Origin of the sequence: Kitasatospora sp. NPDC094016 (genome assembly GCF_040304045.1) — a bacterium.
Lineage (GTDB): Bacteria > Actinomycetota > Actinomycetes > Streptomycetales > Streptomycetaceae > Kitasatospora.
Genome location: NZ_JBEOUK010000056.1, coordinates 1 through 13,275 on the forward strand (window position 1 = coordinate 1; position 13,275 = coordinate 13,275).

Here is a 13,275-nt window from a genome sequence, read left to right on the forward strand (position 1 = left end):
AAGTCGACGCTGACGTTGTCGAGGGCCACGACGCGGGTCTCCCCGTCCCCGTAGACCTTGTTGAGGCCGGTGGCGCGGGCGGCCGCCAGGCCGGTACGGACGGCGGTTGCGGGGGTCGTCACGGGAGTGCTCCTGAGGGCGGGAACGGACATTCGGGGTTCCGTTCCATCCTCCCAATCCGTTCGAGCGCGATGCGTATGTCCCGAGGAGGGGCGACCCCCGCCGTCTCGGCGGCTCGGCGGGGGTCTTCTCCTCCTCAGGTATGACACCGATCCCTGAGGACCATGGTCCCTGGGCTGCGGACGATGGTCCCGCGCTACTCCACCGCGACGCCGAACGCGCCCGCCAGCCCGAGCAGACCGTTCGTCACCGCGCGGCCCGACGGGCTGAACTGCCAGCCGCCGCCCGCGCGCTGGAACGAACCCACGAGCATCGCGCTGTCCGGCACGCCGCCGGTGCCGGCCGCCCACTCCACCGGACCGGCCGCGCCCGGACCGTACGTCGCCGCCAGGGCGACACCGTGCACGTAACCGAGCGGCAGGGCCCGCGGCTCCTCCTCCTCGGTGGAGACGGCGACCACCACCTCGTCCACCGTGGCCGCCAGCCGCTCCAGGTCCAGGGTCAGCCGGACCGCCCGGGCCGGCTCGCCCGGCACCGAGTGGGTGGGGTGCAGCCGCACGGCGCCGTCCGGGTCCTGCGGGTTGTTGAAGAACACGAAGTGCTCGTCGCTCAGCACCCGCCCGGCGGCGCACAGGAACGCGGTGACGTCCAGCTCCACCGCGTCGCCGCCGGCCGTCCGGCTCTGCCAGCTGACCGTCAGGCTGCTGTGACGGTCCGTCGGCGCGGCCTCCGGCGCGGGCTTCTCCTGCTCCGCGGAGCCGCCGCCGAGCCGCCCCCGCAGCCCCTGCTCGGCCAGCAGCTCCACCAGCTCCGGCCCGCTGACCAGCGTCAGCGGCTTCCCCTCGATGTAGCTGTACGAGCCGCGGCCGAAGCCGGCGGTGGTCACCAGGATGCCCTTGTTCGCCCCGTGGTGCCGGACGGTCGACTCCAGGTCGCGCACGGCCGTCGGGGGCACCGTCTTGCGGTAGCGCTTGGCCTGGATCACGATCTTGCCGCCGGTGACCGGGTCCAGGTCCTCGGCGACCACGTCCACCCCGACGTCGCCGCTGCGGGCCGTGGTCATCACCCGGAAGCCGCGCAGCCGGAACAGCTCGGCGATCAGCTCCTCGAACTCGATCGGGTCCATCTCGAACAGGTCCGGGTCGCCGTCGCCGCCGTGCCCGGCCAGGCTCCCGCCGACCGTCTCCGGAAGCCGGTCCGGCCGCACCTCGTCCAGCCGCTCCGGGCGCGCCGACAGCTTGCCGCCCAGGCCCTGGAAGCAGTCCACCGGCGCCACCCGGTCCAGCGCCAGCCCGGCGAACTCGGCCCGGGAGGCGGTCAGGGTGGACAGGAAGCGCTCCGCCTCCCGGCCGGTCGCCGGGTCGATGCCCAGGACGAAGCCGTTCAGCACCACCGAGTCCAGCATCCCGTCCCGGTCCGCCCGGAACAGCTCCGCCGCCAGCCGCAGCGCCGACTGCGCCAGCACCTCCCGGTACAGCGCCTTGCGCTCCGTCGCCGGGCGGGCCACCTCCGCCTCGCGGTCGTCCGTCTTCACGTACCGCACCCGGCCGGCGGCCGGCACCACGTCAGGGCCGGGCAGCTCCCAGTTCACCACCAGCTGCCGGGTCGACGCCTCCCAGGCCGCCACCAGCCGGTGCGGGAAGCCCTCCGGCCAGGCCGCCGAGGCGTACAGACCGGCGGTGAAGTACTCCTGTACCGCCTCCGGCTCGCCCGCGCGCAGCCGCCGCAGCAACTCCTCGGTACGGGCGGCGCGGTCCTCGTCCTGGCGGCGGAACTGCGCCGCCCAGGCCAGGTACTCCTGGTGGTACGCGGCCAGCCGGCGCTGCCGGTCGGCCTCCTGCGCCTGGGCGGCGTACCAGTCCTGCTCGAACCGGGCCCGGGCCTGCGCCAGGTACTGCTCGTACTGCCGCCGCACCCCCGGATTGCGCGCCTGCACCTGGTCCGGCGGCGGCACGTGGTACTTCGGGCCGGCCTGATCGGGCAGCTCCACCGGCCGGCCCAGCGGGCCCGGGTCGAACGGCGGCACCGGGCGCGGGGCCAGCAGCGCCTGCGGGCCGAACGCCGGCGCCGCCAGCCCGGCGGCCAGCAACCCGCGCAACTCCTCCACCCGGGCGTCCAGTTCGGCCGTCAGCCGGGCCGCCTCCGCCTCCCGGGACTGCTGGTAGGCCCGCTGCGCCTCCCGCTCGTTGCGGGCCGTCGCCCGCTGCTCATCCCGCTGCTCGCGCTCCAGCCGGCGCTGCTGCGCCGCCTCGGCACGCCAGCGGGCCTCCTCCCGGCGCTGCTGCTGCCGCTGCGCCTCCGCCCAGATCGCCAGCACTCCGTCGTTCCGCCGCCCCGCCACCGTCCACCCCTTCATTGCACGCCGGACCGGTCGCGCCGCCCGCCTCCCGGCCGCGCCGCCAACCGCGCCCGCAACAATAGAACGTGAACACCCCAGCGGGCCAAGCCCCGCGAGCAGCACGGCCGCACTGCACCGGTCAGTGCACCTGGGGCGTGTCCTCGGGCCGGGCGTGCCAGCGCCAGTCGGTGCGCAGCGGGCGGCCGGGCAGCGGGGTGCGGCCGGTGGCCCACAGGAGGGTCGGCCAGGGGGCGTCGGCGGGGGTGACGGGGACGTCGGGGAACAGCCGGGCCAGGACGCGGTGGCAGAGGTCGGCCGGGGGATCCCAGAGCAGGCCGAGGCCCTGGGCGACGTCGTGCAGGTGCACCAGCATCTCGACCAGGCTCATCGCGACGAACCCGGCCGGGTCGGCGACACCCCACGGGTGGTAGGCGCGGACCTCGGGCGCGGCGGCGCGGGCGACCGCGACCATCAGCCCGCCGCTCGCCTCCAGCACCTCGACCAGTCCGTCGGGCCCGCTCGCGCGGTCGGCGCGGACGAAGTTGTTCGGCCCGCCGGGGAAACGGCGCTCGGTGGCGAAGGGGACGTACCGCTCGCGCGGCGGGGCGGCCGGGCCGAGCTGGGCGGCGTAGGCGAGCAGGTCGTCGGCGAGGTGCTCGACGGTGGTCCAGCAGTCCCAGGCGACCGTCCCGGCGGGCCGGGACCAGTCGGCGTCCGCGGGCGCCTCGCGCAGGGCGGCGGCGGCGAGCCGGAGGACGAGCGCGAGGTCGTCGGCGGTGACGGGGGACTGGGTGGCGGGCTCGGGCGTCATGGTCGCGGAGGCTAGCAGGGGGCACTGTCAGGGGCCGCACTTGTCAGGGGTGGCGGGTACTCTGCACTGGTTCGAGAGGGAGGGATGCCCGTGACGATCGCACCGCAGCACCACCCGGACCGGCCCGCCGGCTGGGTCTCCACCGGGCTGAGCTGGCACGAGGGCCGCGCCCTGCTCGGCGCCGTGCGCGGCGGCCAGGCGCACGAGCGGGCCGTCACGCCCGGCACGGAGGTCGGCTGGCTGCTGGGCGGGCCGCGCCGCTGCACCGGCGCCTGGCTGGCCGGGGCGACGGAGCGCACGCCGTGCCCGCACCACGCGGTGATCGCACCGGACGGCGCCGCGGTGCAGTGCCCGGCCTGCCAGAGCGTCGACCGCGGCCTGGCCCTCGCCCGGGACCAGATCCTCGACGACGGCCGGACGTACCTGCTCTACCTCGCCTGGTTCGGCGACGGCCTGCTGAAGGTCGGCCTGACCGCCGAACAGCGCGGCGACAGCCGACTGCTCGAACAGGGCGCACTGGCCTACGCGTTCACCGCCCGGGGCGGGCTGCCGGCCATCCGGCGCGCCGAACTCACCGTCGCCGCCTCCGGGTTGGCGCGCGAGCGGTTCAAGGCCAGGCTGAAGACCGAGCACTGGTGGGCGCACGGCGACGAGCCGTACCGCCGGGCCGTGCTGGCCGAGGCCCGGACGCAGGCGCACCGCCTGCTGGCCGGCCACGCGCTGGAGCTGCTGGCCGAGCGCCCGGTGGTCGACCACGTGGCGCGGTTCGGGCTGTCCGGCGGCGCCCCGGAGGTGTACCGGCAGGTCGGTGGCCTGGCCGACGGGGCGGTGATCGCGGGCACCCTGCGGCCGCCGGTGGGCCGCCACCTGTTCCTGGACCAGGCCGACGGCTCGGGGCCGCTGCTGCTGGACACCCGGCTGCTCACCGGCTGGACGCTCGCGCCCGTCTCCGGCCGTCCGACGTCAGGGGTGGCCCTGGAGGAGCGGGTCCGCCCGCCGGAGCCGGACACCCAGGAGGCGCTCTTCTAGCGCCGTGCTCCTCGGAGTTGTACGGCGGCGCCGGTCACCACGCGGGTGCGGGCGCACCCGCTGCGCCGTTTCATCGTCCCAGCGCGCCGCCGGCCGCCGTCAACTCCCTGGGGCTGTGGCCGGAACCACACCAGTGACATGTCACACGCTATTGATGGATCGCCATTCGCGTGAAACGGTGCCTCTCGCGCTTCGGATGCCTCCACCCCCCCGCCTGCGGCGCGTTCGTCTGTCTTCCCCCACCCTCACCCCACCCAAGGAACGACATTGCGTCAGCTTGCTCGCCTGCCCAGACTGCTGGCCGCCGTCGCCGCGGCCGGCACCGCGCTGCTCGGCGTGTCCGCCACGCCGAGCCTGGCGGCCACCCCCACCCCGACGGCCGCTCCGCACGTGAACCAGGCCCCTGGCGGCCACCTGCCGCCGACCGGCGCCCTCACCCAGGACCTCACGACCCCCGCCGCGCCGCTGGACCACCGGCTCACGGCCGCCCAGCTTCCGCCGCTCAGCCCGCCGGCCCCGTCCGAGAACACCCCGCCGCCGGCCGCGCCGCGCGGCCTCGCCAAGGCCGCCGCCGCGTCGTGCACTCCGGGTGACTTCAGCAGCCGCTCGGGTGCGGCCCTGGTCGCCTTCGTCAGGGCGTCCACGCCGGATTGCCTCAACACGCTCTTCGCCGTCACCGGTTCGAACGCCTACTGGACGTTCAACCAGAGCCAGATGGCGACGGTGGCCGACGCCTTCCGGACCACCGCCGCCACGTACCCCGGGGACAACTCCGCAGGTGTCTGGCAGCTCGTCATCTTCCTGCGCGCGGGCTACTACGTGCAGTCCCTGAACTCCGCGACCGTCGGGGGCTACACCTCCTCGCTGACCGACGCGGTCGCCCGCGGAGTCGACGCGTTCGTCGCGAGCCCGCACTTCACGGACGCCACCGACGCGAACGCCCAGATCGCGGGCGAGGTCGTCATCCTCACCGACAGCGCCGATCTGCAGGCCCGCTACCTCGCCACCTACCAGCAGGTGCTGAAGGGCTACAACAGCTCGTACGACGCCTCGCAGCCGCTGACCGACCTCGTCAACACGGTCTTCACCCCGCTGTACCGCGGTCATCAGAACCCGGCCTTCGTCACCGCCGTCACCGCGGACCCGGGCATCATCGACACGCTCAGCGCCTTCGCCCTGAACCACCGGGACCTGCTGGGCACCAAGAACTCCTTCCTGGCGTCCAACGCGGGCCTGGAGATGTCCCGCTTCGTGAAGTACCCGGCGCTCCAGCCCAAGGTCCGTCCCCTGATCAAGGGCCTCCTCGACGTCTCGTCGATCACCGGCCCGACCGCCCCGCTCTGGGTCGGCGCCGCCAACCTGGCCAGTACCTACGACCAGGCCCAGTGCTCCTCCTACGACGTCTGCGACCTGCCCCAGCGGTTGATCAAGGCCGCGCTCCCGATCACCCACAGCTGCGACGCCACCCGCACCATCCTGGCCCAGGACCTGACCGAGGCCGACCTCGCCGCCGTCTGCGCCGACCTCCAGGGCGAGGACGCGTTCTTCCACAAGCTGGTCAAGGACAACGGCCCGATACCCGGCCAGTACGAATCGTCCGTGCAGATCGTGGTCTTCGCCAGCCGGGCGGACTACCAGACCTACGCCGGGCCGATCTACAAGGTCTCCACCGCCAACGGCGGCATCACCCTGACCGGCGACCCCGGCGACCCCGCCAACCAGCCCGTCACGCTGATGTACCGGTTCCCGAACGACAACGGCTTCACCGCCCGGATCTGGAACCTCAACCACGAGTACGCCCACGTCCTGGACGCCCGCTACGACATGAAGGGCAAGTTCTCGCAGCAGACCAGGGTCCCCGACCTGTGGTGGATCGAAGGCTTCGCCGAGTACGTCTCCTACACCTACCGCGGCGTCACCGACACCCAGGCGGTCGGCGAGGCGGCCAAGCACAGCTACCCGCTCAGCAGCCTGTTCCAGAGCACCTACAGCAACAGCGACACCACCCGCACCTACCCGTGGGGCTACCTCGCCACCCGCTACATGATCGAGACGTACCCGGCCACCGTCCAGATCGTGCTCTCCTACTTCCGCACCGGTGACTACACCAACGGTTACGCCTACTACAACTCCATCGGGACCCTCTACGACGACGGCTTCGACAGCTGGCTCGACCGCTGCGCCACCGGCGACTGCCAGGCCGACGGCACGCCGACCGCGGCCTTCGACGCGGCCGCCTCGGGCCTGACGGCGCAACTGACCGACCGCTCCACGCAGACCGGAAGCGGCAGCATCAGCGCCCGCACCTGGGACTTCGGCGACGGCACCACCTCCACGGACGCCTCCCCGTCGAAGACCTACGCCAAGGCCGGCACCTACACCGTCAGCCTGACCGTCACCAGCAGCACCGGAAAGACCGCCACCGCGAAGAGGTACGTCACCGTCAGCGTCCCCGTCCCGGCGCCCTGCACCGGAAGCAGCCGGCAGGAGATGGGCCGGAACTGCTTCCGCACCGACCGGTCGGCCCCCGCCGGACAGCTGGACTACCTCTACGTCTACCTGCCGGCCGGCACCACGACCCTGACCGTCGGCACCACCGGCGGCACCGGCACCGCGTACCTGTACTACAACCCCGCCACCTGGGCCACGAACACCGCCTACACCGCCGCCTCGACGGTCGACGGCAGCACCCAGAGCCTGACCGTCACGAACACGACGGCCGGCTACCGCTTCATCAGCCTGTACGGCGCCACCGCGTTCAGCGGCGTCACGGTCACGACGCGGTACTGACCGGACCGCCACACCCGACCCGTGCCGGGTGTCCGGCGGGGGCGGGTCCGACCATCAGCGTCGGACCCGCCTCAGGCCAGCTTGCTGCGCACTCCGCCCGGGCCGGAGTGGGCCCGGCGGGACAGCGGCGGCCGGGACGGGCGGACGTCGGCGCGCGGGGCGGGCTCGCCCTCGCCGGTGCGCCGGGCGAGTGCGGCCCGGGCGGCGGCCAGGGCCACGCGGGTGAGCAGCGGGTCCTCCTGGACGCCGGCGGACCGTTTGGCCGCCTGGCAGTGCGAGCACCAGACCGGGGAGGCGGGCCCGTCCGGGTATGCCATGCTCTCGGGCGGCAGGTAATGTGCGCCGCACTCGACACACTCGAAGACCAGCCTCATCCGGCGATCACCGTCCCGGATCCGTGGCACCGACCGCAGGGCGACCAGAAGGTGTGGATCCTCGGCACCATGCTCCCTTCCTCGTCCCGTTCGACCGTGGCTTCGGTCTTCTGGGTCCCCCCGGACCCGCCGCAACCGGAACAGGACTGAACCTCGGGCATATGCCGTCCTTCCGTAGCGGAGGACCACGGTAGCGCGAATTCCCGGGCGCGGGCGCCGGACCTGACGATCCACCACCCCTCGGGGGAGCGTGCGAATGCCCCGCACGCCGTACTGCACGCCGTCGGCCCCGTGCCCGGGGGCACGGGGCCGTTCGGAGCGGTCCGTCAACCGCGCGCGGCCCGCAGGAATTCGCGGTTCATCGCGGCGATGCTGGGCAGCGGGATGCCCTTGGGGCAGGCGGTGGCGCACTCGCCGGTGTTGGTGCAGCCGCCGAAGCCCTCGGCGTCCATGGCCGTGACCATGTCCCGCACCCGGGAGGCGCGCTCCGGCGCGCCCTGGGGGAGCACGTTGAGGTGGACCACCTTGGCGGAGGTGAACAGCATCGCCGAGCCGTTCGGGCAGGCCGCCACGCAGGCGCCGCAGCCGATGCACTCGGCGTGCTCGAAGGCGGTGTCGGCGGCCTCCTTGGGGACGGGCGTGGCGTGCGCGTCGGGGGCGCTGCCGGTGGGGGCGGAGATGTAGCCGCCGGAGCCGATGATCCGGTCGAAGGCGGAGCGGTCCACCACCAGGTCCTTGACCACCGGGAAGGCCGCCGCCCGCCACGGCTCGACGTCGATGGTGTCGCCGTCCCGGAAGTGCCGCATGTGCAGCTGGCAGGTGGTGGTCCGCTCGGGGCCGTGGGCCTGGCCGTTGATGACCATGCCGCAGGCGCCGCAGATGCCCTCGCGGCAGTCGTGGTCGAAGGCGACGGGCTGGTCGCCGCTGGTGATCAGCTCCTCGTTGAGGCTGTCGAGCATCTCCAGGAAGGACATCTCGGGGCTGATGCCGCCGACCTGGTAGGTCGTCATCGACCCGGGGGCGTCCGGGCCCGGCTGGCGCCAGATGCGCAGGGTGAGGTTCATGCGTAGCTCCGCTGGGTGGGGTGGACGTACGCGAAGTCGAGGGCCTCGCGGTGGAGGACGGGGGCGGCGCCGGTCCCGGTGAACTCCCAGGCGGCGGCGTAGCCGTACTCCTCGTCGCGCCGGGCGGCCTCGCCGTCGGGTGTCTGGCTCTCGGTGCGGAAGTGGCCGCCGCAGGACTCGGCGCGGTGCAGGGCGTCCAGGCACATGAGTTCGGCGAGCTCGAAGTAGTCGACGAGCCGGTTGGCCTTCTCCAGCGACTGGTTGAGCTCCTGCCCGGTGCCGGGCACCTTGATCCGGCGCCAGAACTCCTCGCGCAGCTGCGGGATCCGCGCCAGGGCCCGGCGCAGTCCGGCCTCGTCGCGGGCCATCCCGCACTCGTCCCAGAGGAGTTCGCCGAGTTCGCGGTGGAAGGAGTCGGGGGTGCGGTCGCCGTCCACCGCGAGGATGAGGTTCAGCCGGTCCTCGACCTCGGCCTCGGCCTCGGTGACCGCCGGGTGGTCGGCGGGGACGGCGGGCAGCGGGTTGCGGGCCAGGTAGTCGTTCAGCGTGGGCGGCAGGACGAAGTAGCCGTCGGCGAGGCCCTGCATGAGCGCGCTGGCGCCGAGCCGGTTGGCGCCGTGGTCGGAGAAGTTGGCCTCCCCGACGGCGAACAGGCCGGGGACGGTGGTCTGCAGGTCGTAGTCGACCCAGAGTCCGCCCATCGTGTAGTGGATCGCGGGGTAGATCCGCATCGGCACCCGGTACGGGTCCTCGGCGGTGATCCGCTCGTACATGTCGAACAGGTTGCCGTACTTGGCGGCGACGGCGTCCCGGCCCAGCCGGCGGATGGCGTCGGCGAAGTCCAGGTAGACGCCCTGCCCGCCGGGGCCGACGCCGCGGCCCTCGTCGCAGACGTTCTTGGCGGCCCGGGAGGCGATGTCGCGCGGCACCAGGTTGCCGAAGGCCGGGTAGATCCGCTCCAGGTAGTAGTCCCGCTCGTCCTCGGGGATCTCGGCCGGCGGCCGGGTGTCGCCCTTCGCCCTGGGCACCCAGATCCGGCCGTCGTTGCGCAGCGACTCGCTCATCAGGGTGAGCTTGGACTGGTGGTCGCCGGAGCGCGGGATGCAGGTGGGGTGGATCTGGGTGAAGCACGGGTTGGCGAAGTGGGCGCCGCGCCGGTGGGCCCGCCAGATCGCGGTGGCGTTGGAGTTCTTGGCGTTGGTGGAGAGGTAGAAGACGTTGCCGTAGCCGCCGCTGGCGAGGACCACGGCGTCGGCGGTGTGGGTGCTGATCGCGCCGGTGACCAGGTCGCGGGCGACGACGCCGCGCGCCCGGCCGTCGACGACCAGCAGGTCGAGCATCTCGGTGCGCGGATGCATCTCCACGTTCCCGGCGGCGATCTGCCGGGACAGCGCCTGGTACGCGCCGAGCAGCAACTGCTGGCCGGTCTGGCCGCGCGCGTAGAAGGTGCGGGAGACCTGCACGCCGCCGAAGGAACGGGTGTCCAGCAGGCCGCCGTACTCGCGGGCGAACGGGACGCCCTGCGCGACGCACTGGTCGATGATCTCGACCGACACCTGGGCGAGCCGGTGCACGTTGGACTCGCGGGCGCGGAAGTCGCCGCCCTTCACGGTGTCGTAGAACAGCCGGCGGATCGAGTCGCCGTCGTTGCGGTAGTTCTTGGCCGCGTTGATGCCGCCCTGGGCGGCGATCGAGTGAGCCCGCCTCGGGGAGTCCTGGAAGCAGAACTGGACGACGTGGTAGCCCTGTTCGGCCAGGGTGGCGCCGGCCGCGCCGCCGGCCAGGCCGGTGCCGACCACGATCACGGTGTGCTTGCGCCGGTTGGCCGGGTTGACCAGCTTGGCCTCGAACCGCCGCTGGTCCCAGCGCTGTTCGATCGGCCCGGCGGGGGCCTTGGTGTCGGCGACGGGCTCGCCGACGGTGTAGTCCAGGTAGCTCATTTGACGACTCCGAACATCACGGCCACGGGGACGGACAGGAATCCGGCGGTCAGCACGAGCGCCAGGCCGTTGGCGGTCAGCTTGAGCATCCGGTCCCGGCGGGCGTTGTTGGCACCGAGGGTCTGCGCGGCGCTCCAGAAGCCGTGCCGGATGTGCAGGCCGACGGCGAGCATCGCGACGACGTAGATCAGGCAGCTGTACCACTGGCCGAAGGAGGCCACGATGTTCTGGTACGGGCGGCCGTGTTCGGCGGCGGGGTTCACGGTCAGCGTGGTCAGGTCGAGGATGTGCCAGACGATGAACAGCGCCAGGATCACCCCGCCCCAGCGCATGGTCCGGGTCGCGTAGCTCGCCCGGCGGCGCTTGTGGACGTACTTGCTCGGCCGGGCGGCGAGGTCGCGGCGGCTGAGCTGGTAGGCCGAGACGCCGTGCAGCACGACGGCGGCCAGCAGGCCGAAGCGGGCGATCCACAGGAACCACTCGTGTCCCAGGAACGGCTGGCCGATGGTGCGCAGCCAGGCCGCGTAGCCGTTGATGTCGTCCGGGCCGGCGAACACCTTGAGGTTGCCCAGCATGTGCGCGACCAGGTAGAGCAGCATGGCCAGTCCGGTGACGGCCATGACCGCCTTCTTGCCGACGGTCGACCGCCAGAGCGTCGCCAGGGTGGACGGATGCCGGGCCGTCCGAGTCGCGGTTGTCATGGCTGCAACGGTAGGGACGGCCACCAGGGTACGTCCAAGACATGCTGCGGCTCGTCACGATAGGCGCCGACTATCGATGCGGCCTATCCTGGCCGTGTGCAGTTCCAGCAGCTCCGCTACTTCCTGGCCGTCGCCGATACCCGCCACTTCACCCGGGCCGCCGAGGCGGCGCACGTCGCCCAACCCTCGCTCTCCCAGCAGATCCGTTCGCTGGAGAGGGAGTTGGGTGCCGAGCTGTTCCACCGCACCCGGGGAAACATTGCCCTGACCGACGCCGGGGAGGCGCTGCTGCCACTGGCCCGGCGCATCCTCGCGGACACCGAGAGCGCCCGGCTGGCCGTCCAGGAGACGGTCCAGCTGCGCCGCGGCCGGGTCCGGCTGGGTGCGCCGCCGAGCCTGTGCACCAGCCTGGTGCCGGACGTGCTGCGGGCGTTCCGGGACCGCCACCCGGGGGTGGCACTGGCGGTCCGCGAGGGCGGCTCGCGCGACCTGGTCCGCTCGCTGGCGGCGGGGGAGCTGGACCTCGCGCTGATCATCACCCCGCCGAGCGGGGAGGCCGCGCTGGCGCTGGCCGTCACCGAGCTGCTGCACGAGGAACTGGTGCTGGTCTCCGCCGAGCGGCAGACCCGGCGCAAGGCGCGGGTGGCGGAGCTGCGGGGGCGGCCGCTGGTGATGTTCCGGGAGGGATACGACGTCCGGGAGGCGACGTTGGCGGCCTGCCGGGCGGCCGGCTTCGAGCCGGAGTTCGCGGTGGAGGGCGGCGAGATGGACGCGGTCCTCGGCTTCGTCCGGGCCGGGCTCGGGCCCGCGGTCGTCCCCGGGATGGTCGCGGCCCGCTCGGGCCTCGCGGTGACGCCCTTCGCCGGGCCGGGCCTGGGCCGCACCATCGCCGTCGCACACGGCCACGAGGTGCCGCTCACCCGGGCCGCCGAGGCCCTGCGCACGACCCTGCTGGCGCATCTGCGCGAGGCCGCCGGGTCCGGCGAACTCCCGCCGGGGACACGCCTGTTGCTGTGACGGGGAGGGCGTCGGATGCGACCCTCCCCGTCGACGGGCGGATCAGGCCGGCAGGACGGCCTCGATCGCGGCGGTCAGCTCGTCCGACTCCGGCTCGACCCGCGGCCGCAGGCGGGCGGCCACGGTGCCGTCGGGGGAGACCAGGAACTTCTCGAAGTTCCAGCTGACGTCCCCGGTCTCGCCCTCGGCATCGGCGACCTGGGTCAGCTGCCGGTACAGCGGGTGCCGGTCGTCGCCGTTGACGTCGATCTTCTCGAACAGCGGGAAGGTGACGCCGTAGGTGGTGGAGCAGAAGGTCTGGATCTCCTCGGCGCTGCCCGGCTCCTGCCCGGCGAACTGGTTGCAGGGGAAGCCCAGCACGGTGAACCCGCGTGCGGCGTACCGCTGCTGGAGCTGCTCCAGGCCGGTGTACTGCGGGGTCAGGCCGCACTTGGAGGCGACGTTGACGATCAGCAGCGCCTTGCCCTTGTACTCGGCCAGCGAGGTGGGCTCGCCGGTGAGGGTGCGCAGCGGGATGTCGTACAGGCTCACGGGGGTGGTCCTTTCGGCAGGTGTGCGGAACAGGGTGTCGCCGAGCCACCGTAGTGGCCGCGACCACCTGGACCGGGCCCGACCTACCGGTCTTGCGGCAGATCGGCCCCGAAGGTGGAGAAGTCGGCGCTCGACCAGTGCTCGGGGCGCATCCGGAGCGTGATGTCGGCGGCCAACTGTTCCCGGGCGGAGGCCAGGTAGTCGCGCGCGGCCCCGGGTGACAGGTAGCGGTTCGCGAGGGCGGCCCACTCGTCCGGGTCGAGCCGCTCCTCGACCGCCACCACCGGGCCTTCGACGCTCACGTACGCGGCCGGGTGCTGCTCGTGCTGGGCGCAGAGGGTGAACCGCCCGGCGGTCCGGATCCGTCGGGCCTTGACGGAGTCGCGGCCGGTGATGACGGTGAGCAGGCCGCCGGGGACGTAGGAGTACCAGACCGGTACGGCCAGCGGGCCCCGGTCCGGTCCGGTGCCGGAGTCGACGGCCAGCACGCCGACGTGCGGTGCGGCGAGGAACCGCTCGCGCTCGGCCTTGCTCATGGTGAAGGGCATGGTGTCTCTCCC

General features: G+C 73.2%; 11 protein-coding genes. 3 read left to right on the top strand and 8 right to left on the bottom strand.

The window, feature by feature from the left end; genetic code table 11:
* Positions 1-316: 316 nt before the first annotated feature.
* Together ABT015_RS33535 and ABT015_RS33540 are read right to left on the bottom strand one after the other, a co-directional pair.
* Positions 317-2,461 carry a restriction endonuclease gene (locus tag ABT015_RS33535; RefSeq protein WP_350885959.1) on the bottom strand — a complete coding sequence of 715 codons (2,145 nt, stop codon included), beginning with the start codon at positions 2,459-2,461 and terminating at the stop codon, positions 317-319.
* Between the two features lie 136 nt (positions 2,462-2,597).
* Positions 2,598-3,269 (bottom strand): maleylpyruvate isomerase N-terminal domain-containing protein, encoded by a 672-nt coding sequence (locus ABT015_RS33540; RefSeq protein ID WP_350885961.1) that lies wholly within the window; start codon positions 3,267-3,269, stop codon positions 2,598-2,600.
* A gap of 90 nt (positions 3,270-3,359) precedes the next feature.
* On the opposite strand from ABT015_RS33540, the gene ABT015_RS33545 reads away from it, so the two are divergent.
* The gene (locus ABT015_RS33545) at positions 3,360-4,298 is read left to right on the top strand and encodes a DUF2797 domain-containing protein (RefSeq protein ID WP_350885963.1); all 939 of its coding nucleotides are present in this window, start codon (positions 3,360-3,362) and stop codon (positions 4,296-4,298) included.
* Between the two features lie 267 nt (positions 4,299-4,565).
* Entirely contained in the window at positions 4,566-7,088 is a 2,523-nt protein-coding gene (locus tag ABT015_RS33550; RefSeq protein WP_350885965.1) for a collagenase, read from the top strand.
* Positions 7,089-7,159: 71 nt separating this feature from the next.
* Here the strand turns inward: ABT015_RS33550 and ABT015_RS33555 are convergent, their stop codons facing one another.
* The 4 genes from ABT015_RS33555 to ABT015_RS33570 all read right to left on the bottom strand — a co-directional run bounded on the left by ABT015_RS33555 (position 7,160) and on the right by ABT015_RS33570 (position 11,167).
* Positions 7,160-7,462, bottom strand: a complete 303-nt coding sequence (locus tag ABT015_RS33555) for a hypothetical protein (protein WP_350885967.1) — start codon at positions 7,460-7,462, stop codon at positions 7,160-7,162.
* Positions 7,463-7,788: 326 nt separating this feature from the next.
* A complete protein-coding gene (locus ABT015_RS33560) occupies positions 7,789-8,526 on the bottom strand; it encodes a succinate dehydrogenase/fumarate reductase iron-sulfur subunit (protein ID WP_350885969.1) in 738 nt (245 codons plus the stop codon).
* Complete coding sequence (locus tag ABT015_RS33565) at positions 8,523-10,466, bottom strand: fumarate reductase/succinate dehydrogenase flavoprotein subunit (RefSeq protein WP_350885971.1); 1,944 nt, start codon at positions 10,464-10,466, stop codon at positions 8,523-8,525. Before ABT015_RS33565 ends, ABT015_RS33560 begins: the two co-directional genes overlap by 4 nt.
* Positions 10,463-11,167 carry a succinate dehydrogenase cytochrome b subunit gene (locus ABT015_RS33570; RefSeq protein ID WP_350885973.1) on the bottom strand — a complete coding sequence of 235 codons (705 nt, stop codon included), beginning with the start codon at positions 11,165-11,167 and terminating at the stop codon, positions 10,463-10,465. Before ABT015_RS33570 ends, ABT015_RS33565 begins: the two co-directional genes overlap by 4 nt.
* A 96-nt stretch (positions 11,168-11,263) precedes the next feature.
* Between ABT015_RS33570 and ABT015_RS33575 the strand changes: the two genes are divergently transcribed.
* Entirely contained in the window at positions 11,264-12,184 is a 921-nt protein-coding gene (locus ABT015_RS33575) for a LysR family transcriptional regulator (protein ID WP_350885975.1), read from the top strand.
* A gap of 42 nt (positions 12,185-12,226) precedes the next feature.
* On the opposite strand, the gene ABT015_RS33580 is transcribed toward ABT015_RS33575, so the two are convergent.
* On the bottom strand, positions 12,227-12,715 hold the full coding sequence (locus ABT015_RS33580; protein WP_350885977.1) for a glutathione peroxidase: 489 nt from the start codon (positions 12,713-12,715) through the stop codon (positions 12,227-12,229).
* A gap of 83 nt (positions 12,716-12,798) precedes the next feature.
* Positions 12,799-13,263: a pyridoxamine 5'-phosphate oxidase family protein gene (locus tag ABT015_RS33585; RefSeq protein WP_350885979.1), complete on the bottom strand. Its 465-nt coding sequence runs from the start codon at positions 13,261-13,263 to the stop codon at positions 12,799-12,801.
* Positions 13,264-13,275: the final 12 nt, after the last annotated feature.

Excerpts from the sequence above, each read along its gene's own strand:
- ABT015_RS33540 (WP_350885961.1), bottom strand. The coding sequence starts at position 3,269 with ATGACGCCCGAGCCCGCCACCCAGTCCCCCGTCACCGCCGACGACCTC.
- ABT015_RS33555 (WP_350885967.1), bottom strand. The coding sequence starts at position 7,462 with ATGAGGCTGGTCTTCGAGTGTGTCGAGTGCGGCGCACATTACCTGCCG.
- ABT015_RS33560 (WP_350885969.1), bottom strand. The coding sequence starts at position 8,526 with ATGAACCTCACCCTGCGCATCTGGCGCCAGCCGGGCCCGGACGCCCCC.
- ABT015_RS33565 (WP_350885971.1), bottom strand. The coding sequence starts at position 10,466 with ATGAGCTACCTGGACTACACCGTCGGCGAGCCCGTCGCCGACACCAAG.
- ABT015_RS33570 (WP_350885973.1), bottom strand. The coding sequence starts at position 11,167 with ATGACAACCGCGACTCGGACGGCCCGGCATCCGTCCACCCTGGCGACG.
- ABT015_RS33585 (WP_350885979.1), bottom strand. The coding sequence starts at position 13,263 with ATGCCCTTCACCATGAGCAAGGCCGAGCGCGAGCGGTTCCTCGCCGCA.